The 18,452-nt window shown below is 66.4% G+C and carries 18 protein-coding genes; 4 read left to right on the top strand and 14 right to left on the bottom strand.

Annotated features, from left to right (window positions below; translation table 11 throughout):
* Position 1 precedes the first annotated feature (1 nt).
* The 11 genes from IB275_RS17270 to IB275_RS17220 form a co-directional block, all read right to left on the bottom strand.
* Positions 2 to 286 carry a gamma-butyrobetaine hydroxylase-like domain-containing protein gene (locus IB275_RS17270; RefSeq protein ID WP_081517018.1) on the bottom strand — a complete coding sequence of 95 codons (285 nt, stop codon included), beginning with the start codon at positions 284 to 286 and terminating at the stop codon, positions 2 to 4.
* Entirely contained in the window at positions 283 to 1,266 is a 984-nt protein-coding gene (locus IB275_RS17265) for a HEAT repeat domain-containing protein (RefSeq protein WP_192295740.1), read from the bottom strand. The genes IB275_RS17270 and IB275_RS17265 overlap by 4 nt, the downstream gene beginning before the upstream one ends.
* Positions 1,263 to 2,111 carry an ABC transporter ATP-binding protein gene (locus tag IB275_RS17260; protein ID WP_192295739.1) on the bottom strand — a complete coding sequence of 283 codons (849 nt, stop codon included), beginning with the start codon at positions 2,109 to 2,111 and terminating at the stop codon, positions 1,263 to 1,265. Before IB275_RS17260 ends, IB275_RS17265 begins: the two co-directional genes overlap by 4 nt.
* Positions 2,108 to 2,896, bottom strand: coding sequence for an ABC transporter permease (locus IB275_RS17255; protein WP_192295738.1), 789 nt, complete (start codon positions 2,894 to 2,896; stop codon positions 2,108 to 2,110). The genes IB275_RS17260 and IB275_RS17255 overlap by 4 nt, the downstream gene beginning before the upstream one ends.
* A gap of 50 nt (positions 2,897 to 2,946) precedes the next feature.
* A complete protein-coding gene (locus tag IB275_RS17250) occupies positions 2,947 to 4,353 on the bottom strand; it encodes an ABC transporter substrate-binding protein (RefSeq protein ID WP_192295737.1) in 1,407 nt (468 codons plus the stop codon).
* Positions 4,354 to 4,612: 259 nt separating this feature from the next.
* Positions 4,613 to 4,858 carry a 4Fe-4S dicluster domain-containing protein gene (locus tag IB275_RS17245; protein WP_081517023.1) on the bottom strand — a complete coding sequence of 82 codons (246 nt, stop codon included), beginning with the start codon at positions 4,856 to 4,858 and terminating at the stop codon, positions 4,613 to 4,615.
* A gap of 300 nt (positions 4,859 to 5,158) precedes the next feature.
* A complete protein-coding gene (locus IB275_RS17240) occupies positions 5,159 to 6,910 on the bottom strand; it encodes a fumarate reductase/succinate dehydrogenase flavoprotein subunit (RefSeq protein ID WP_192295736.1) in 1,752 nt (583 codons plus the stop codon).
* Complete coding sequence (locus IB275_RS17235) at positions 6,907 to 7,656, bottom strand: GntR family transcriptional regulator (protein WP_192295735.1); 750 nt, start codon at positions 7,654 to 7,656, stop codon at positions 6,907 to 6,909. The genes IB275_RS17240 and IB275_RS17235 overlap by 4 nt, the downstream gene beginning before the upstream one ends.
* 401 nt (positions 7,657 to 8,057) lie before the next feature.
* Positions 8,058 to 8,945, bottom strand: a complete 888-nt coding sequence (locus IB275_RS17230; protein ID WP_192295734.1) for a TauD/TfdA dioxygenase family protein — start codon at positions 8,943 to 8,945, stop codon at positions 8,058 to 8,060.
* 210 nt (positions 8,946 to 9,155) lie between these two features.
* The gene (locus tag IB275_RS17225; protein ID WP_192295733.1) at positions 9,156 to 10,061 is read right to left on the bottom strand and encodes a TauD/TfdA dioxygenase family protein; all 906 of its coding nucleotides are present in this window, start codon (positions 10,059 to 10,061) and stop codon (positions 9,156 to 9,158) included.
* A gap of 57 nt (positions 10,062 to 10,118) precedes the next feature.
* The gene (locus IB275_RS17220) at positions 10,119 to 12,488 is read right to left on the bottom strand and encodes a TonB-dependent receptor (RefSeq protein WP_192295732.1); all 2,370 of its coding nucleotides are present in this window, start codon (positions 12,486 to 12,488) and stop codon (positions 10,119 to 10,121) included.
* A 310-nt stretch (positions 12,489 to 12,798) separates the two neighbouring features.
* Between IB275_RS17220 and IB275_RS17215 the strand changes: the two genes are divergently transcribed.
* From IB275_RS17215 to IB275_RS17205, 3 genes are all read left to right on the top strand, one after another.
* On the top strand, positions 12,799 to 13,719 hold the full coding sequence (locus IB275_RS17215; RefSeq protein ID WP_138525469.1) for a LysR family transcriptional regulator: 921 nt from the start codon (positions 12,799 to 12,801) through the stop codon (positions 13,717 to 13,719).
* Positions 13,720 to 13,927: 208 nt separating this feature from the next.
* Positions 13,928 to 14,380: a DUF4124 domain-containing protein gene (locus IB275_RS17210; protein WP_192295731.1), complete on the top strand. Its 453-nt coding sequence runs from the start codon at positions 13,928 to 13,930 to the stop codon at positions 14,378 to 14,380.
* Between the two features lie 86 nt (positions 14,381 to 14,466).
* Entirely contained in the window at positions 14,467 to 14,913 is a 447-nt protein-coding gene (locus IB275_RS17205) for a GNAT family N-acetyltransferase (protein ID WP_192295730.1), read from the top strand.
* Positions 14,914 to 14,917: 4 nt separating this feature from the next.
* On the opposite strand, the gene IB275_RS17200 is transcribed toward IB275_RS17205, so the two are convergent.
* Positions 14,918 to 15,586, bottom strand: a complete 669-nt coding sequence (locus tag IB275_RS17200) for a TIGR04211 family SH3 domain-containing protein (protein ID WP_081517032.1) — start codon at positions 15,584 to 15,586, stop codon at positions 14,918 to 14,920.
* 309 nt (positions 15,587 to 15,895) lie between these two features.
* On the opposite strand from IB275_RS17200, the gene IB275_RS17195 reads away from it, so the two are divergent.
* Positions 15,896 to 16,231, top strand: coding sequence for a co-regulatory protein PtrA N-terminal domain-containing protein (locus tag IB275_RS17195; RefSeq protein ID WP_192295729.1), 336 nt, complete (start codon positions 15,896 to 15,898; stop codon positions 16,229 to 16,231).
* An 18-nt stretch (positions 16,232 to 16,249) separates the two neighbouring features.
* On the opposite strand, the gene IB275_RS17190 is transcribed toward IB275_RS17195, so the two are convergent.
* Both IB275_RS17190 and IB275_RS17185 read right to left on the bottom strand, forming a co-directional pair.
* Positions 16,250 to 17,635: a heavy metal sensor histidine kinase gene (locus IB275_RS17190; RefSeq protein ID WP_192295728.1), complete on the bottom strand. Its 1,386-nt coding sequence runs from the start codon at positions 17,633 to 17,635 to the stop codon at positions 16,250 to 16,252.
* Positions 17,632 to 18,306, bottom strand: a complete 675-nt coding sequence (locus IB275_RS17185; RefSeq protein ID WP_192295727.1) for a heavy metal response regulator transcription factor — start codon at positions 18,304 to 18,306, stop codon at positions 17,632 to 17,634. Before IB275_RS17185 ends, IB275_RS17190 begins: the two co-directional genes overlap by 4 nt.
* Positions 18,307 to 18,452: the final 146 nt, after the last annotated feature.

Below are 18,452 nucleotides of genomic sequence, written 5' to 3'. Positions count from 1 at the left end.
GTTATCTCCGTCCCAGTTCGCGCAGGTAGGACCAGGGGTAGATACCCCGGTCGTGGCCATCGTCGAACACCAGCTGTACGCCATAACCCTGCAGGTTCAGTTCCTGCAGGACGACTCCGGCGCAGACCAGCTCGATGCGCCCCTGAAGGCGCGCCGCACGGCACTGCGAGCAGGGGCAGGCGCCGCGCAGGCGGGTGAAGGCGATGCACTGCTCGACGCCGTCGTCCCAGCGGATGCGCAATTCCCTGTCGGCGCTGGAGCGGTGCAGTGCGACGGGTGTGTTCACGCTGGCTGCCCCAGTTGGGTGAGCGCGATACGCACGGCCTTGCGAACTTCCGGGTCGCCGTCGATTTCGGCGTTGCGCAGCGCGTCGATGGCATCGCCGCTGCCCAGCTCACCCAGAGCCAGTGCCGCTTCCTTGCGCAGGTTGCTGATGCCGTGGCCGAGGACGACTTTCAGGCCTTCCAGCGCCGGCAGATAACGCAGCTTGCCCAGCGAGCGGGCGGCGCGCAGGCGCACCTGCCAGAAGTTGTCTTCCAGTGCCTGTACCAGCGCATCACCGGCTTCGGGCAGAGCCAGTTTGCCGAGGGTGCCGGCGGCTTCCTCGCGCACCTGCCAGGCCGGGTCGGCCAGCGCCGCTTGCAGGGCTGGCAGCACGCTGGCGTCGATGGCCAGGCCGAGGGCGCCGGCAGCCGCACGGCGGACTTCGGCGTCCGGGTCGTCACGGGTCAGGCGCGCCAGGTGCGGCAGCGCGTCAATGCGCTTGAGCCAGCCGAGGATGCCCACGGCTTCGCGGCGCACGCCGGCGTCGCTGTCGTCCAGCGCTGCCAGGGCCGGTTCGGCGGCCACTTCCAGACGCAGTTCGCGCAGGGCGCGCAAGGCGCTGCGGCGGACGAAGAGGTCGGCATGGGTCGCCCAGGGCAGCAGGCGCACGCCGGCCTCGGCGGTCTTCAGTTCGCTCAGGCTCTGGGCGGCGGCTTCGCGCACTTCATTGTCGCTGTCGGCCAGGGCCTGGCAGAGGGCGTCCACCACCTCGGGTTCTTCCCAGGCTTCCAGCAGGCGCGCGGCCTCGGCGCGGACGCTGGCGGCGGAGTCATGGTTCAGCGCGTGGGCGAGCCAGGGCAGGCCATCGGGTTCTTCCAGATCGGCCAGTTCGATCAGGGCGATGCGCCGTACGCCGGCGTCGGCGTCCTGCAGGCGTGGCTGGAGGTCGAGGATGTCGGGATTGTCGGTGCTGATGCTGGATGAGGGATTGAAGTCGGTCATATGGCGAATCGCGGTATCCGTTGTGGAGTGGGCAGGCCCAGTGGCGTCAGGCGCGGCAGCTGGCGGCCGTCTTCGTGGCGCAGCAGTTCCAGGCAGTGGCGCTTGAGCCGGGAGAATTCCGGGCTGGTGAGCAGGTCGGCGTGGCGCGGGCGCGGGAAGTCGAGGCGGATGTCCTCGAGGATGCGTCCGGGGCGCGGACTCATCACCAGGATGCGGTCGGCGAGGAACAGCGCCTCGTCGATGTCGTGGGTGATGAACAGCACGCTGGTGCGCAGGCGCGTCCAGATGTCCAGCAGCAGCTCCTGCATCATCATCCGCGTCTGCGCATCGAGGGCGCCGAAGGGTTCGTCCATCAGCAGCAGGCGCGGCTGGTTGATCAGCACACGGGCGATCTCCACGCGCTGCTGCATGCCGCCGGAGAGCTGCGATGGCCAGCGCCCCGCAAAACCGTTCAGGCCCACCAGCTGGAGCATCTCGTCCGCCTGGCGATGGCGCTCGGTGCGGGGCACGCCGCGCATCTTCAGGCCGAAGGCGACGTTGTTGCGCACGGTCCGCCAGGGCAGCAAGGTGTGGTGCTGGAACACCATGCCGCGCTCGGGCGACGGCCCGGCGACGCTCTGGCCGTCCACTTCCAGCTGGCCGGCGCTGGGCCTCAGGTGCCCGGCCAGGGCGCCGAGCAGGGTGGACTTGCCGCAGCCGGAGGGGCCGAGCACGCAGACGAACTCGCCGGGCTCGATGGAGAAACTCAGGGATTGCACGGCCTCGAAGGCGTCGCGGCCGCTGCCCAGGTGGATCGACAGACCGTCGACGCGTACGCGCCCCGGTGCGCTGGCGGGCAGGGTCATGGCTTGCCTCCGGCCTGGCGCTGCCAGGGCGTGACCAGTGCGCCGAGCTGGCGTACCAGCAGGCTGCTGGCCATGCCGAGCACGCCGATCAGCAGCATGCCGACGACGATGTCGGGGTAGTTCTGCAAGGTGTAGGACTCCCAGGTGTAGTAGCCGATGCCCCATTGCCCGGAAATCATCTCGGCGGTCACCAGGCAGAACCACGAGGTGCCCATGCCGATGGCCAGGCCCGTGACGATGCTCGGCGCGGCGCCCGGCAGCACCACTTCGCGCAGCAGCGCCAGGCGCCCGGCGCCGAGGCTGCGGGCGGAGGCGAGCAGGCGCGGGTCGACGGCTTCGACGCCATGGATGGTGTTGAGCAGGATCGGGAACAGCGCGCCGGTGAAGGTGATGAAGATCATCGACAGTTCGGAGCTGGGGAACATCAGGATCGCCAGCGGAATCCAGGCCACCGCCGGGATCGGCCGCAGCACTTCCAGCGGTGGCAACAGGCTGTCGCGCGCCCAGCGCCCACGGCCGATGACGAGTCCGAGGAGGATGCCGGCGAAAGCCGCCAGCAGGTAACCGGCGAGCACCCGCAGCAGGCTGCTGCCCAGGTGGCGGCCGAGCTTGCTCGATTGCGCGAGGTCCCAGGCGGCGTCGAGCACGGCACGCGGGCCGGGCACGTTGGCGAAGGTGACCACGCCGAGGTTGACGTGGCGCGCGCTGAGCACCTGCCAGAGTGCGAGGCAGACCAGCAGAGAGGCCAGGCGCAGGCTCCAGCGGGTGAGGGGGGGGGTGTTCATCTGCGGTCTCCGCCCGCCCCGGCGCGTGGGCGCCGGGGCGGGTTGTCGATTCAGCGGCTGGCCACGGCCTGCTGGCTGGCGGCGGCGAAGTCAGCGACCTCACCACCGTGCTGACGGGCGAAGGCATCGGCCTGTTCGCGCAGCAGGAAGGCATCCAGTGCGCCGTCCTCGCCACGCACGAACCAGGCCTGCCCGGCGAGCAGCTTGATGCCGCTGTCGCTGGCCTGGGCGTACACCGCGCGGATGTCCTTGCCCTGTTGCTTGAGTTCGGCCAGCTGCCCCAGCGCCTCCTTGGCGGTCGCGTAGCTACGCACTTTCTGCTCACCGCGCACCCAGATCTGCGCGACCTTGCGGGTATCGCTGATCGGCTGGTTGGTCAGCGCGTCATTGCCCAGCAGCGGCTGTTGCGCGTAGTTCTTCAGCGCGGCGTCGTAGTCGGCACCGGAGGCCTTGAAGGCGGCGCGGAGGTAGCGGTCGTCGACGAACTGGTCGACGTTCAGCCCGCGGTCGGCCTTCTTCAGCAGCTTCAGGGTGTCGATGGCGGTGGCCACGGCCTGGCGGTATTCGGGTTTCCAGGTCAGGTCGCGGGTCTGCAGGCCGAGCGGGCCGTGGAACAGGTAGTTCACTTCGGCGGGAATGCCGGCGACCTTCTCGATCAGCTCGCTGTATTTTTCCGGGTCTTGCGCCAGCAGCTGGTTGGCTTCGTAGGTGGCGCGCAGGTAGGCCTCGACGATTTCCGGGTACTTCTGCGCGTAGTCGGCTTCCACCAGCGCGCCGTGGAAGGTCGGCGCCTTGGCCTGGGAGCCGTCGTAGATCTTGCGGGCGATGCCACGGCTTTCGAACAGCTCGGCGAAGGGTACGAAGTCGGCGTGGGCGGCGATCTTGTTGGCCTGCAGCGCGGAACCGGCGACTTCCGGCGGCTGCGCGATGATGGTGACGTCCTTCTCCGGGTCCCAGCCTTGCGCGGCGATGGCGCGCAGCAGCAGGCCGTGGGCGGTGGAGGCGAAGGGCACGGAGATGGTCTGGCCCTTGAGTTCGGCCAGCGATTGCACCCTGGACGCGGCGGGGACGACGATGCCGTTGCCGCTGCCGTCGATGCTCCCTGAGAGCACGCTGATGAACAGGCTGCGCTTGCCGGCGGCCTCGTGGGCGACGCCGTTGAGGGAGCCGGGGAAGTCGGCCATGGCGCCGAAGTCGAGCTTGCCGGCGACCATCTCGTTGGTCAGCGGCGCGCCGCTGGTGAAGTTCTTCCACTGCACGTCGTACTGCGCGTCCTTGTATGCGCCGTCGTGGGGCAGGTACTTGTCGAGCAGGCCGAGTTCGCGGATCAGCAGGCCGCCAGCGGCGCAGTTGATGGTGGTGTCCTGGGTGCCGATGGCGACGCGGATCGTTTCCGAATGGGCGGAAAGACTGGCAATGGCGAGCGCAAGGCCGGCCAGGGTGGTGCGCAAGGTCATGGGTGTTCCCCTCGAATCATCAGTGTTGGAATCGTCTCCGCCGCAGGCCTTGCGGTGGGAAACGAGGGGCGGTGCATCAGGCGTCCGGCGGTGGGGCCGGATGGCGTTTCTGGTTATCGGTGTCGTCCTGCGTTCACCTGCAGGAGCCGCGTCGTAGCACCGTAGGGCGCATAACCTGGAACAGGTTATCCGCCGATGGATCCATGGCGGATAACGCTGGCGCGTTATGCGCCCTACGGAGCTGCACGGGACGGCGGTCTCAGCGCAGGAGGTAGGGAATCTCGACCTTCACCGCGCCGGTCGGGCAGTCCTTCTCGCAGGGCATGCAGTACCAGCATTCGTCGAAGGCCATGTAGGCCTTCTGGGTGGCGGGGTTGATCGCCAGCAGGTCCATCGGGCAGACCTCGACGCAGACGGTGCAGCCCTTGTCGGCGATGCACTTGTCCTCGTCCACCGTCACCGGGGCGCTGGAGCGGAAGAAGATTTCCTGGGGTTGGTAGGCCATTGCACGCGGTCCTCATCGTGTTGCTTGCCGGCCGTCGTGGCGGCGGGCTGGTTGTTCAGGTCGAAGGTTCGGCGCGGTGGCTCGTTACCCTCTCCCCAGCCCTCTCCCTGAAGGGAGAGGGGGCTTGATCGTGCCGGCGGATACCGCTGAACTCGCCGGATAGCTCTTTTTCCGTTCGGTCTTGCGTGTACTCCCATGCCCGCTGGCTGACTCCATGATTGCCGCTGGCACCGGACAGCTCCCTCTACCGCTTGCGGGAGAGGGCGGGGGGAGAGGGGCTCTTCGGCCTGCCGGCGGACATCAAGCCGCCTCGCTCTTCACCCGCAGCCGCTCGTAAGCCTGCTGCTCATCCTCATCGAGAGCGATCACGTACGGCTCGATCGGCTTCTTGAAACTCGTCATCGCGCCGTCTTCGCCCTTCTTCAGGTGCGCATGGCAGAACCACTCGGCATCGTTGCGCAGCGGATAGTCGACGCGATGGTGGTACAGCCCCCAGCGGCTCTCGGTGCGGAACAGCGAGGCGCGGGCGGCCATCTCGGCGCAGTCGCGGATCACGCTGGCTTCCATGGCGCGCATCAGTTCGTGGGGGTTATTGGCCTTCATCTGGTCGAGGTCGCGGGCAATTTCGGCGAAGCGCTGCAGGCCGATCTCCATCTTCTTCGTCACCTTGGGCGGCTGCAGGTAGTCGTTGACCATCCGCCGCAGCTTGTACTCGACCTGCGCCGGCGGCAGGCCGTGCTCGCGCTTGAGCGGGGCGAAGACGCGTTCGCGCTCGCGCTCGACCTGGGCGGCATCGACTTCGCTGAACCCGCGCCCGGCCACGTACTGCGCGGCGTTGGCGCCGGCGAACCAGCCGTAGGTAAAGGCCCCTAGCATGTAGTTGTGCGGTACGGCGGCCATGTCCCCGGCCGAATACAGGCCCCTGACGCTGGTCTCGGCCCGCTCGTTGACCCAAACGCCGGAGGCCGAATGGCCGGAGCAGAAGCCGATCTCGGAGATGTGCATCTCCACCATCTGCTGCCGGTAGTCGGTGCCACGGCCGGCGTGGAACTGGCCACGGCTGGGGCGTTCGTTGCTGTGGAGGATGTCCTCGATGGTCTGGATGGTTTCCTCGGCCAGGTGGTCGAGCTTGAGGAACACCGGGCCGCTGCCGCCTTCGAGTTCCTGGTGGAACTCCCACATCATCTGGCCGCTCCAGTAGTCGCACTCGATGAAGCGCTCGCCCTTGCTGTTGGCGGTGTAGCCGCCCAGCGGGCCGGTGACGTAGGCGCAGGCCGGGCCGTTGTAGTCCTTGATCAGCGGGTTGATCTGGAAGCACTCCAGGTTTGAGAGTTCCGCCCCCGCGTGGTAGGCCATGGCATAGCCGTCGCCGGCATTGGTGGGGTTCTCGTAGGTGCCCATCAGGTAGCCGGACGAGGGCAGGCCCAGGCGGCCGGCGGCGCCGCAGGCGAGCACCACGGCCTTGGCGCGGATTACCTGGAACTGTGCAGTGCGACAGTCGAAGCCGAGCAGGCCGTTGACCGCGCCGTCTGCATCGGTCAGCAGGCGGGTGACCACCAGGCGGTTGGTGATCTCGATGCGCGCGCGCTTGAGCTGGCGGTACAGCACCTTCTTGATGTCGTGGCCCTCGGGCATCGGCAGCACGTAAGCACCCATGTGGTGGACCTTCTTCACCGCGTAGTCGCCGACCTCGTCCTTCTCGAACTTCACGCCCCAGCGGTCCAGCTGCTGCAGGGTCTCGAAGCTGTGGGTGGCATAGGCGTAGACCGCCGCCTGGTTGACGATGCCGTCGTTGGCGACGGTGATTTCCTTGGTGTACTGCTCGGGCGTGGCGTGGCCGGGAATGATCGCGTTGTTCAGGCCGTCCATGCCCATGCTGATGGCGCCGCTGCGCTTGACGTTAGCCTTGTCCACCAGCAGCACGCGCAGCTCGCGGTTGGCTTCCTTGGCCTTGATCGCCGCCATCGGGCCGGCGGTGCCGCCGCCGATCACCACGATGTCGTAGGCGAGTTCCTTGTCCTCGGGTACCTGGGAGAGGTCGAACTGGCTCATTGGTGCTGTCCCTTGTGGCGGTCGATGCGCAGGCGGTACTGGAAGGCATCGCCGCGGTAGTAGAGGTGTTCGTAGTCCAGCGGCGCGCCGTCGGCGGTGTGGGTCAGGCGCTCGATGCGCATCACCGGCGAGCCTTCTTCCACCTCCAGCGCGCGGGCCAGTTCGGCGTCGGCGAGGATGGCGTCGATGGCCAGGTCCGCGTGCCCTAGGGGCAGGGCGCAGTCGTTCTCGAGGATCAGGAAGATGTCGCGGCTGACCAGGTCGGCCTTCTCCAGGCGTTTGCCGACGTGCTCGGGCAGCCAGGTGATCTCCAGCGACACCAGCTCGCGATTGACCAGGCGGGCGCGCTTGATCTGCACCACGTTCTCGCCCTCGGCCACCTGCAGGCGGGCGGCGACCTGGGCGTTGGCCGGCACGGTCTTGAAGCTGCGCAGGCGGTTGATCACCTCATAGCCGCGCTGGGTCATGGATTCGCCCAGGCCCTGCAGCGTGCTGACGTTCTGGAACGCCTTGGGCTTGGCGACGAAGGTGCCCTTGCCGTGGATCTTGAAGATCAGCCCTTCCTTCTGCAGGTCGCCCAGCGCCTGGCGCACGGTGATCCGGCTGACTTCGAAGGCCTTGCCCAGCTCGGCCTCGGAGGGCATCCGACTGAGCGGCGGATAGGTGCCGTCGAGGATGCGCGTGCGCAGGACTTCCTTGAGCTGGCTGTAGAGGGGAACGGGGGAGAGGGGAAGTAGTTCGGCCATAGTTCATAACTTGTTATGACGAGTTGCCGAAACTATAAAAGGAATAATTGATTCAGGACAAGAAACGATTTGGCATAAGCATAGAGAGCGTTGTCTCCAGGGCTTTTCGGGGGATTGCGGCGGATATCGCTGGCGCGTATTCACCCTACGGGGCTGGAGGTTCCTACAAAATCAAAGGCCCCTCACCCTCACCCTAACCCTCTCCCGCAAGCGGGAGAGGGGACTGTCCTGAGCGGTTCTGAAATCGGCGCTCGCCGGGTGACTTCATTTTCGCCAATCGCACCGAACGGCCCCCTCTCCCTTTGGGAGAGGGCTGGGGTGAGGGCAAGTCTCGCCGCGGATACTCCGGTTCGTAGGGCGCATAACGCGCCAGCGTTATCCGCCGCAGGTGGGACGGTGCCTCAGAACGGCCGGCTGCCGGAGAGACTGATGCGCTTCAGGCGGCGCTTCTCGCTCGCCGGGAACGCATTGCGGCCATGCAGCACGGCCTGGTTGTCCCACCAGACGATGTCACCGACCGACCACTTGTGGCTGTAGATCAGCTCGGGCTGCTGCAGGTGCTCGCGCAGTTTCTCCACCAGCGCCGCGCCCTGTTGCGGATCGGCGCCGGGGATTTCAACCTCGGTGTGCACGGAGAGGAACAGCACGCGCTTGCCGTTCTCCGGATGGGTGCGCACCAGCGGGTGTTCGGTGCCCTGGATCGGCTCGATATCCGGGGTGCGGTAGCGCACGAAGGTGCCGTTGTAACCGCCACTCTTCAGGCGGATGAACGGGTTGTAGTTGATCAGGCGCAGCGGCACGATCTCGGCGCGGGTTGCTTCATCCAGCGTCTCGTAGGCACGGGCGAGGTTGGTGAACTGGGTTTCGCCGCCGGTCCTGGGCACCTCCAGCGCGTAAAGGAAGGAGCCGGACGAGGGCACCGGCGTCCACTGGTGGTCGATGTGGGCCGGCAGGGCAAAGTTGCCCAGCTCGCCGTCCTCGGTGTTGGCCACCTTGACGATATCCGGGGCCTTGCCGTCGGCTCCGGAAGACAGCACCGGGATGTCCGCCGGCGGCTGGAACACCGCGCCGAACAGGGTGGCGAAGCGCAGGTACTGCTGATCGTCGAGTTGCTGGTCCTTGAAGATCAGGATGTGGTATTCGCGGTGGGCCTGCTTGATCGCCAGGATCTGCTCCGGGGTGAGCGGCTCGCGGGCGTCCAGGCCGCGTACTTCGGCGCCCAGCGGGGCGTCGAGGGGGACGATGACGAAGGGTTCGGGGGTGGATTTCTGCAGGGCGGATTGGGTCATGCTTCAGTGCTCCGTTCAGGCATGGGCGGCCCTCTCCCTAACCCTCTCCCTGAAGGGAGAGGGGACTGGATCGGTGCCAGGCGAAACCAAGTGGCAGTCCTGCACCCGAGGTAGCAGGGCTGCACAACAAGAGGTGCGCTTCAATCGGATACTCCCTCTCCCTTCAGGGAGAGGGCTGGGGAGAGGGGCTCTGGCTCGCAGTGCTAGAACTCAAACCTTCTTGATCGTCCGGCTGCGCTGCCCGTCGACACCCACCGGCACATCGCCGTCGAGGGTCACGCGGCGCACGATGCGCGGCTGGGTGCCGTAGTCGTCCACGGCGTAGTGCTGGGTCGCGCGGTTGTCCCAGATGGCCACGTCGCCCGGCTGCCAGCGCCAGCGCACGGTGTTCTCCAGGCGCGTGACGTGGCTTTGCAGCACGGCGAACAGGTGCGCCGAGTCATGCTGCGAGAGCCCCTTCAGACGCTTGACGAAGTGCCCCAGCAGCAGCGTCTTCTCGCCGCTGACCGGGTGCACGCGCACGACTGGATGCTCGGTCTCGTAGACGGTGGAGGTGAACACCTTGCGGTACTCCTCCAGGCGCGCGGGGTCGAAGTTCGGGCGGATGCCGGCGTAGTCGTACTCGTTGCTGTGCACCGCCCAGAGTGAATCGGCCAGGGCCTTGAGCTCCGGCGTCAGGTCGTCGTAGGCGCTGGCGGTGTTGGCCCACACGGTGTCGCCGCCGGACTCGGGGGCCACCACGTTGCGCAGGATCGAGGCCTTGGGATAGGCGTCGACGAAGGTCACATCGGTGTGCCAGGAGTTGGCGCGGCGGCCCTGGGCACCGTCCAGTTCCAGCAGGTAATGGGTGCCTTCCTGCACCGGCACGGTCGGGTGGGCCACCGGGTTGCCGAGCAGCTGGGCGAAGGCCTCCTGGCCCTGGTCGTCCAGGTGCGTCTGGCCGCGGAAGAAGATCACCTTGTGCTTCACCAGCGCGGCCTGGATGGCGTCGGTGGTGGCGGCGTCCAGCTCGCCGGACAGCTTCACGCCGCGAATCTCGGCGCCGATGCGGCCGGCAACCGGGTGGATGTCGAGGCTTACTGCGTGCTGCTGGATAGCTTGTGCTGCGTTGCTCATCTCATCGTCCTCTTGCTGTGGCAATAGAGCCGCGCGCCGGGGCGCGGCAGATGGGGATCAGAAGTCATAGCGAACCGAAGCGCCCAGGGTGCGCGGCTGCCCCACCGAGGCGGTGTAGGAGCCGTTGATGCTGGCGAAGGCGGCCAGGTAGTAGTCCTTGTCGAAGGCGTTCTTCAGCCAGACCGAAGCATCCAGCTGGCCGTCGCCGAGGTCCTTGCGCACGCCGACGGAGAAGTTCGCCAGGCCGTAGCCGTCGATCTTCGAAAGCTCGGAGTTGTCCAGCGTGCCTTCGGCCTCGGAGCGGTAGGAGTAGCTGCCGGTCACGTAGGGGCGGATGCCGTCGTCGAGGTTCCAGGCGTATTCGCCGTTGAGGTTGGCGATCCACTTCGAGGCGCCGACCACGCGGTCCCCGGTGAGGTCGCAGGTGGCCGGGGCATTGGGTTGAGTGGAGATTTCCGCCGGGCACGGGGCGTCCTTGAACGACAGGTAGGTGACGTCGTTGTAGGAGCCGTTGAAGTTCAGCGTCAGGCCGCGAACGGGCAGGGCGGTGGCCTCGAACTCCAGGCCGCGCGAGCGCACGCTGCCGGCGTTGGAGAGCACCGAGACCAGCTGGGTCGAGCCTGGCGGCTGGTACAGGGTGGTCGCCTGGTAGCCGTGGATGCCCGTCCAGAAGAGGTTGGTGTTGAGCTGCAGGTGGTTGTCGAACAGGGTCGTCTTGATCCCCAGTTCGGCGTCGTTGGCGCGTTCCGGGCCGACCAGCAGCGAGTCCGCGCCCGCCGTCGGGGCGCTGGCCACGGCCAGGTTCACGCCGCCGGATTTTTCGCCATGGGACAGCGAGGCGTAGCCGAGGAAATCATCGGTGAACTGGTAGCTCAGGCTCAGCAGCGCCGAAGGCGCGAAGCTGTAGAGACTGAGGTCGCCCGAGTCATAGGCGCCCAGCTGGTTGCGCCGTACCACTGCGCCGACGCCGGTTACCGGTGCGCCGCCGACCGGGTCGAAGCGTTCGACCTTGGCATCCTTCTCCTCGTAGGTGCCGCGCAGACCGGCGGTGAAGTCCAGCTTGTCGGTAAGGTGCCAGGTGCCCTGGGCGAACAGCGCGAAGCTGTCGGTCTCGATCTTGCCGTTGGCTTTCGAGTAGGTGTTGTTCAGCGCATTCAGGTCGGTGCCCAGCAGGTAGCGGTCGGCCAGCGGGCCGTAGCTGGTGAAGGTCTTGTTGCCCAGGTTCTGGTTGAACGCATAGGCGCCGAGCACGTAGTCGAAGAAGCCGCCGGTGGGCGAGGCCAGGCGGACTTCCTGGGAGAACTGGCGGTCGTGGACTTCCACGCCGGTGTTGTTGATCGCCGAGACGTTGAGCTGCTCGTCGTTGGCCGGGGTGAAGTGCCAGTAGCGGTAGGCGCTGATGGAGGTCAGCTTGTAGCCGCCATTGAGGTTCCAGTTGGCCTCCACCGAGCTGCCGCCCTGGTGCACGCTGACGTGCTGGCGGGCGTTGATGTTGACTTTGTGCCGGTCCGGATCGCGCACTGGCGAGGCACCTACCGAGGCGGCGCGCTGCCAGAAGCGGTCGGCGGCGCCGTACACCACCATGCTGCCGTTGCTGGAGTCCTCCTCGTTGTAGTCGTTGATCCAGCGCAGGTCGAAATCCTCGTTGGGCTTGAACAGCAATTGCCCGCGGATGCCCTGGCGCTCGCCGCCATTGAGGGTGTTGTCGTCGTGGATGTTCTTGATGTAACCGTCATCGCGGGTGCGGTAGGCCGAGACGCGTCCGGCCAGGGTGTCGGTCAGGGCGCCGGAGACGCTGCCCTTGCCCTGGAAGTAGCCGTCCTGGCCGCCGGAGACCTCGACGCTGCGCTCGGGGGTGAAGGTCGGCGCACGGGTGCTGATGTTCAGTACGCCGGCCGTGGTGTTCTTGCCGAACAGTGTGCCCTGCGGCCCGCGCAACAGCTCAAGCTGCTCGATGTCCAGCAGGTCGAACACCGCCATGCCGGGGCGGCCGAGGTAGACGTTGTCCAGGTAGACCCCGGCGCTGCCTTCCAGCCCGTCGCTGGCCGGGTTGTTGCCGATGCCGCGCACGGCAATGCTCGATTGCCGCGCGTGGATGAAGGCGACGTTAACGCTGGGCAGGATCTGCTGCAGGTCCTGCACCTTGTAGACGCGCTGGGTCTCCAGGGTCTCGCCGCCGACCACGGTGATCGGCGTGGGCACCTTCTGCGAGTCTTCCTCGCGGCGGCGAGCGGTGACGGTGACCTTGCCCAGGGTGGCGTCGGCCTTGGCGGGCGCTGCGCTCACGGGCTTGGCAGTATCACTGGTAGTGCTGCCGTCCTCGGCTTCCTCGGCGAATACCGGCAGGGCGCCGCCCAGGGCCAGCAGGAAAATGGCCTGGCGCAGCCGGTGGGGCTTAAAGGGGAAGGGCGAATGTCTCGAAGTCATGCTGTGTCCTTGTCTCTGCACGCTGTTCGCGGGCAAAACGGGGCCGCGCCAGGCAAAAGTGGCGAACGACGTTTTTCGTTGTGGTTGGGTGCGGCTTTGGCTGTCAGCGACAGCGGGACAGGCACATTCGCGAGGAAAGGAGGTGCAGGGCTGGCATCGGGCGACTCCTGGTCTGAGCTATATTCTTAGTTCATAAAAGAATAGATGTTTGTTTTATTCTTCGTTGACGGAATAAGAGCTTGCATTTAAAACCAGCGCATACCCAGCGGCAAATGCCTTTGCCCACTTTTTTCAATGCCGGAAATGCATCATGGATCTGCGCCAGCTCCGCTACTTCATCGCCCTCAACGAACACCGCAGCTTCGTTCGCGCCGCCGACGCCATGGGCATCACCCAGCCGGCGTTCAGCCGCAGCATCCAGGGCCTGGAGCAGGAGCTGGGCTGCCGTCTGGTGGACCGTGGCAGCAAGGACCTGCGCCCGACCCCCGAGGGCCAGGTGGTGCTGCAGCACGCGCTGAGCCTGGTGCAGGGCGCCAATAACCTGAGCCACGCGGTGGCCCGTCTGAACAAGCTGGACTCCGGCGAGCTGCGCTTCGGCAGCGGGCCGGCGCCGGCGCAGAAGCTGGTGTCCGATGCGGTGTCACGCTTCGTCCAGCGCTACCCGCGCATCCATATTCAGTTCGGCGTGGACAACTGGGAGCGCCTGGCGCGCAGCCTGAGCCGCGAGGAGATCGAGTTCTTCGTCGCCGACATCCGCCATTTCGAAGCCGACCCGAACTTCCAGACCCGCGCGCTGAAGCCGCGCAGCGGGCTGTTCTTCTGCCGCGAGGGGCACCCGCTGCTGGCTAAGGAGAGTCTCTCCACCAACGACATGTTCGCCTACCCGCTGGCGGCCACGCTGATTCCGCCCAGCGCGCGGAAGATGCTCGCCAACCTCAGCGGCAAGATCGACATCAGCACCAACGTGCAGTGCGAAGACATGGCTTCGCTGGTGCGTATCGTCAGCCAGACCGACGCCATCGGCATCGCCGTGGAAGAGGCGCTGAGCGAACCGATGGCGCGTGGCGAACTGGTGCGCCTGCACTTTCGCAACCTGCCGCAGAACGTCGACATCCTCCAGGCACGCTGCGGGATCGTCACCCGCAGCGGCGACCGCCTCTCGGCGGCGGCGCGGGCGATGATCGAGCTGCTGGTGGACCTGGATGCGGGCGTGGAAAGCGAGGTGGCGTGAGGCAGCGGCAGAGTGCCTGACGCCGGTCCTGCCGGTGGATCGCGGGCGTGGCGCGCTGCCGCGACTTGAGCCAAGACCGTGCCGGAAGGATTTACCGAACCTTTACAGAGCGCCCAAGAACTCGCTCGGACAGTGCATGTCAATCTGATAGCAATCCCAAGGGTCCTGTTTACAGGCAAACCAATGGAGTGGTCAGGAGCATTGCATCATGCGCTTCCCATTCGTCGTGGTCCTGCTGGCCGCGCTGGGTTTCAACACCGCGCAAGCCGAGATCTACAAGTGCACTGTCGAAGGTCGAACGACTTTTTCCCAACATCCCTGCTCCGCCGATGCAATCCTCGTCAAACCCGCTATTTCTCCCCAGCCGACCGACGAAGAGCTCACGCAGCAGGAGGCCGCCAACCAGTCTGTTCGCGTCGCAGCAATGGGGCGCTGGAAATTCCACAAGGTGACGTTCCTGCGCAAGAGACTCAGCAGCCTCGATGGCCGCATTGCCGCCTTATTAAGGGAGCGGAGCGCGCGCCTGGATGATCTGCAGCAGGATGCGCTGGCTGAAAATGACGTCGTGAATCTGCAATACAGCGTGGATCTGCAGCGCTTGATGGAGGAGCGAGCGGACGTCAAATCACGCCTGGAAGGTATGCTGAGTGCGCCGAGATGAGATTCGGTCGATTCTGCCAGTTGCCACCGAGACCTGACGGATGCGATGGTCAGGTCGTATTGCTTGTTCCTGCCATGGAAACTGCAATGAGCCTTTCGCTCCGCCCCGCCCGCATCACCGATGTCCCCTTCGTCCAGCGCGGCGAAGAGGCCTATATCCGCCAGTGGGAGCCTGCCCATGAGGAGCGCTGGCGAGAAGACTTCGACCGCCACCTGGCGCGCTGGCTGGAGCACTTCGAGCGGCTGACCATCGCCGAGCTCGATGGCGAGAGCGTCGGCTACAGCCTCTGGTTGCCCGAAGCGGGCAGCGCGGAGCTCTGCACCCTGGGCGTCAGCGAGGCTTGGCGGGGAAAGGGCGTCGGTGCAGCGCTGTTGCAACGCTACATCGCCGATGCCCGGCAGGAGGGCTACCTGCGGCTGAAGCTCAGCGTGCGCCCCGACAACCCGGCGCGGCGCCTTTACGAACTCGCCGGATTCGAACCGCAGGGCAGCGACGCCCTGGGTTACCGGCAGTACGAATTGCGCATCGACTGAAGCGTCAGACCCACTCGGTGCTGCGTTTGCGGCGCACGCGCAGCATGGTCGGCAGGATCAGCCCGGCGAGCAGGCCGGCGCCGGCGATGCTGCCGCCATAAGCCATGTAGCGCATCAGCACCTGCTTGTTCTCGTCGCCCAGTTGCGCCTGGGTATCGCGCAGCTGCGAGCGCGCCTGGTTCAGCTCGGCGTCCAGCGCGCTGCGCGCGGCCTGCAGCTCATCGATGAGCTTCTTGCGCGCGTCCAGGGTTTCCTGCATGCCCTGCACACGGTTCTTCCAGGAGTCGTCGATGGTCTGCAACTGGGTGGTCAGCTCGGTGACCTTCTGTTCCAGCGAGGGCAGGCGTTCTGCCTGGCCGGGCTTCTCCTGCAGGTCCTTGCTGGCGATCCACACGGTGCTGCCGCTGTCGCTGCGCACCTGGCTGTAGTCGCCGGAGGTGCTGACCAGCTGGACCTTCTGCCCGGAGGTCAGAGTGCCGACGATGCGGTAGCCGTCGGTGGGGCCGCTGCGCACGTAGGTACTCAGACTGTCGTTCACCCAGCGCGCGTTGCTGGCGGGCTCCTCGGCCTGGGCCGGAGCGCCGGCGGCCAGCAGGCTGGCGAACAGGCAGGCACCGAGGGCGCGGGTCTGGAGGGGAGAAACTCGTGCGGGGAAGCGACGCGATAGGGACATGGGCAATCTTCACATGACTTGGAACGAAACCCGCCTTGCGGGAGCGAAAACGTCGGCCGGGCAACTTATTGAGAACTGGCCGGGTGGCCAATGGCCAGGAAACCCACCCGGGGGGCCGACAGCACACAGACAGTTGTCGGACGCCGAGAGTTCACCGCTGGGAAAATGCACGGATGAGTGGTGGGAAATTGCCTGCTTTGCCGCAGTGGCCCGTACGCCGGATAACCGAATCGTCATCCTTGCCTCAGCTTCCCGTTAGCGGCGGCCTCTTAAGGTGGAATCACTTTCAACCACCACGAGGTGACTGCCATGAAACTCTCCCGCATCTTCCTGACCGCCGCCCTGCTGGGCGCTTCCTCCCTGGTCCTGGCCGACGGTGGCGGCGACATCACCTTCGCCCGCATGGAGCAGGCCCGTCAGCAGGTCATGCAGGCGCGGCAGAGCGCACCGTCGCCGACGCAGATCGCCGAGGCCAAGCAGTACACCTACGGGATGAACCTGGACATCGCCGAAGTCGTGGCGGTGACGCCGATGAGCAGCGACTGCGGCGTGGTGCCGGTGCAACTGCGCTACAAGGATTCCTTCGGTGACGAACAGGCCATCGAGTACCGCACCGAGCGCGTCGCCTGCCGCGCCACCCGTTGATCTTGAGCTGGGTGGAGGTCAGTCGGGTGACGAAGGAAACGTCAGGAGGAAGCGCGTCGGCCCTTCCTCCGCACTCTGCGCGCTGGCCGAGCCCAGGTGCAGCTCCATGATCGAACGCACGATGGCCAGCCCCAGGCCGGTGCCGCCCTGTGCCCGCGAACGGCCCTTATCCACCCGGTAGAAGCGCTCGAACAGGTGCTCCAGGTGTTCGGCGGCAATGCCTGCGCCGGGGTTCTGCACCTGTAAGGTCACGGCTTCGCCGTCGTCGCGCACCTGCACGCTGATGCGCTCGCCCCCGGGCGTGTGGCGGATGGCGTTGGACAGCAGGTTGGATATCGCGCGCTGGATCATCAGGCGGTCACCGACCACCCGCCCGTGACCTTCGATGACAATGGAGAGCGACTTCTCCTCGGCGCTGAAATCGAACAGCTCGGCGACCTTCGCCGCTTCCTCTTCCAGCCGCACCGGCTCCTGCGGCAGCAGCGCGCGCGGATGGCTGACCTGGGCGAGGAACAGCATGTCGCTGACGATCCGCCCGACCCGTTCCAGCTCCTCGGTACTCGCCGCCAGCACCGTCTCGTACTCCTCCTTTTCCCGTGGCCGCGACAACGTCACCTGCGCCTTGCCCAGCAGGTTGCCGATGGGTGAGCGCAGCTCGTGGGCGATGTCGTCGGAGAACTGTGTGAGTTGCTGCACGCCGTCATCCAGCCGGTGCAGCATCAGGTTCAGTGCCCGCGCCGCCTTGCCCAGCTCACGTGGCAGGTCCTGCAGTGGAATGCGGTGGCTGAGGTCCTGGGTGGTGACCCGCGAGGCCACCTGGCCGAACTGGCGCAACGGCAGCAGGCCGCGCTTGGCCACCAGGCGCGCGCCAAGGGCGATAAGCAGCAGCAACGGCGGCACGGCCAGCCAGGCCGAACGCAGGAAGGCGCCAAGCAGGGCGTCGTCGTCGCGCCGATCCAGGGTCAGGAACACCCGCAGGCTGTTGCCGTCGCGCAGACGAATCAGGCTGCGTTCGGTGAGCAGACGGCGGCCGTCCGGCGCGGTCCAGCCGAAGGCACGGCCATTGCCGGCGAACCCATCGAGTATTGGCAGGTCGGCATTCGGCCCGCTGCTGAACTGCGCCGGCCGCCCGCGCTGCTCATCGAGCAGCGCGGCGCTGAGGTTGTCGTGGCCCATCAACTGGTCCTGCAGGGCATGGCCACGCAGGGGCAGGGCGGCGAGGCCGGGGTCGGCCTCCAGCGCGTGGCGCAGTTGCCCGAGCTTGTCCTCCAGCTCCCGGTGGGCGCGCAGGTCCAGCTGATGGTCGAGGGCGAGGTAGGCGAGGGTGAGCAGCAGGGCAATCAGCACCGACCCCAGCATGCCAACCCACAGGCCGATGCGCAGCGACAGGCTGGCCGGCTTCATGCGCGGGACTCCAGCACGTAGCCGACCCCGCGCAGGGTGTGGATCAGCTTGTCGGGGAAGGGCTCGTCGACCTTCGCGCGCAGGCGGCGGATGGTGACTTCCACCACGTTGGTGTCGCAGTCGAAGTTCATGTCCCAGACCAGCGAGATGATCTGCGTGCGCGAGAGCACTTCGCCGCTGCGGCTCATCAGCAGGTGCAGTAGGGCGAACTCCTTGCTGGTCAGGTCGATGCGCTGGCTGTCGCGGTAGGCGCGATGGCGACCGGGGTCCAGCTCCAGCCCGCCGATCTGCAGCACCTGCGGCTGGTCGATGCGTTCGCTGCGGCGCATCAGCGAGCGCACGCGGGCCAGCAGTTCGGGGAACTCGAAGGGCTTGAGCAGGTAGTCGTCGGCGCCCAGGTCGAAGCCTTTCACCCGCTCGGTGAGACGGCCGCGGGCGGTGAGCATCATCACGCGGATGTCGCTGTGCTGGCGCAGGCTGGCGAGCACGTCCCAACCGTCCATCTGTGGCAGGTTCACATCGAGGATGACCAAGTCGTAGGCGCACTGCCGGGCCAGGTGCAGGCCGTCGACGCCGTTGTCAGCGCGGTCGACGACATAGCCGCTTTCGCTCAGTCCCTGTTGCAGATAATCGGCCGTCTTGTGGTCGTCCTCGATGAGCAGGATTTTCATGGATAGTTACCCGGTAATTACGCGAAGAGTGGTGCCGCAGGCGCAGGGAAGTTCATACCGCCAACGAGAAAGGCGCGCAGTCTAGAAGCTGTAGCGACTTCAGGGTCAACCGTGGCGATGTCGCATTTCCGGCTGGGTGAGGAGCA

This window comes from Pseudomonas sp. PDM21, assembly GCF_014852505.2.
In the GTDB taxonomy this organism is placed as follows: Bacteria; Pseudomonadota; Gammaproteobacteria; order Pseudomonadales; family Pseudomonadaceae; genus Pseudomonas.
Note: the sequence above shows the minus strand (reverse complement) of the source record. Positions and strands in the feature narration are given on the sequence as shown.

Coding starts and splice junctions, on each gene's coding strand:
- IB275_RS17185 (WP_192295727.1), bottom strand. CDS start 18,306: ATGAAAATCCTGCTCATCGAGGACGACCACAAGACGGCCGATTATCTG.
- IB275_RS17260 (WP_192295739.1), bottom strand. CDS start 2,111: ATGACCCTGCCCGCCAGCGCACCGGGGCGCGTACGCGTCGACGGTCTG.
- IB275_RS17225 (WP_192295733.1), bottom strand. CDS start 10,061: ATGAGCAACGCAGCACAAGCTATCCAGCAGCACGCAGTAAGCCTCGAC.
- IB275_RS17190 (WP_192295728.1), bottom strand. CDS start 17,635: ATGAAGCCGGCCAGCCTGTCGCTGCGCATCGGCCTGTGGGTTGGCATG.
- IB275_RS17205 (WP_192295730.1), top strand. CDS start 14,467: ATGAGCCTTTCGCTCCGCCCCGCCCGCATCACCGATGTCCCCTTCGTC.
- IB275_RS17215 (WP_138525469.1), top strand. CDS start 12,799: ATGGATCTGCGCCAGCTCCGCTACTTCATCGCCCTCAACGAACACCGC.
- IB275_RS17195 (WP_192295729.1), top strand. CDS start 15,896: ATGAAACTCTCCCGCATCTTCCTGACCGCCGCCCTGCTGGGCGCTTCC.
- IB275_RS17245 (WP_081517023.1), bottom strand. CDS start 4,858: ATGGCCTACCAACCCCAGGAAATCTTCTTCCGCTCCAGCGCCCCGGTG.
- IB275_RS17230 (WP_192295734.1), bottom strand. CDS start 8,945: ATGACCCAATCCGCCCTGCAGAAATCCACCCCCGAACCCTTCGTCATC.
- IB275_RS17220 (WP_192295732.1), bottom strand. CDS start 12,488: ATGACTTCGAGACATTCGCCCTTCCCCTTTAAGCCCCACCGGCTGCGC.
- IB275_RS17255 (WP_192295738.1), bottom strand. CDS start 2,896: ATGAACACCCCCCCCCTCACCCGCTGGAGCCTGCGCCTGGCCTCTCTG.
- IB275_RS17240 (WP_192295736.1), bottom strand. CDS start 6,910: ATGAGCCAGTTCGACCTCTCCCAGGTACCCGAGGACAAGGAACTCGCC.
- IB275_RS17235 (WP_192295735.1), bottom strand. CDS start 7,656: ATGGCCGAACTACTTCCCCTCTCCCCCGTTCCCCTCTACAGCCAGCTC.
- IB275_RS17200 (WP_081517032.1), bottom strand. CDS start 15,586: ATGTCCCTATCGCGTCGCTTCCCCGCACGAGTTTCTCCCCTCCAGACC.
- IB275_RS17265 (WP_192295740.1), bottom strand. CDS start 1,266: ATGACCGACTTCAATCCCTCATCCAGCATCAGCACCGACAATCCCGAC.
- IB275_RS17250 (WP_192295737.1), bottom strand. CDS start 4,353: ATGACCTTGCGCACCACCCTGGCCGGCCTTGCGCTCGCCATTGCCAGT.
- IB275_RS17210 (WP_192295731.1), top strand. CDS start 13,928: ATGCGCTTCCCATTCGTCGTGGTCCTGCTGGCCGCGCTGGGTTTCAAC.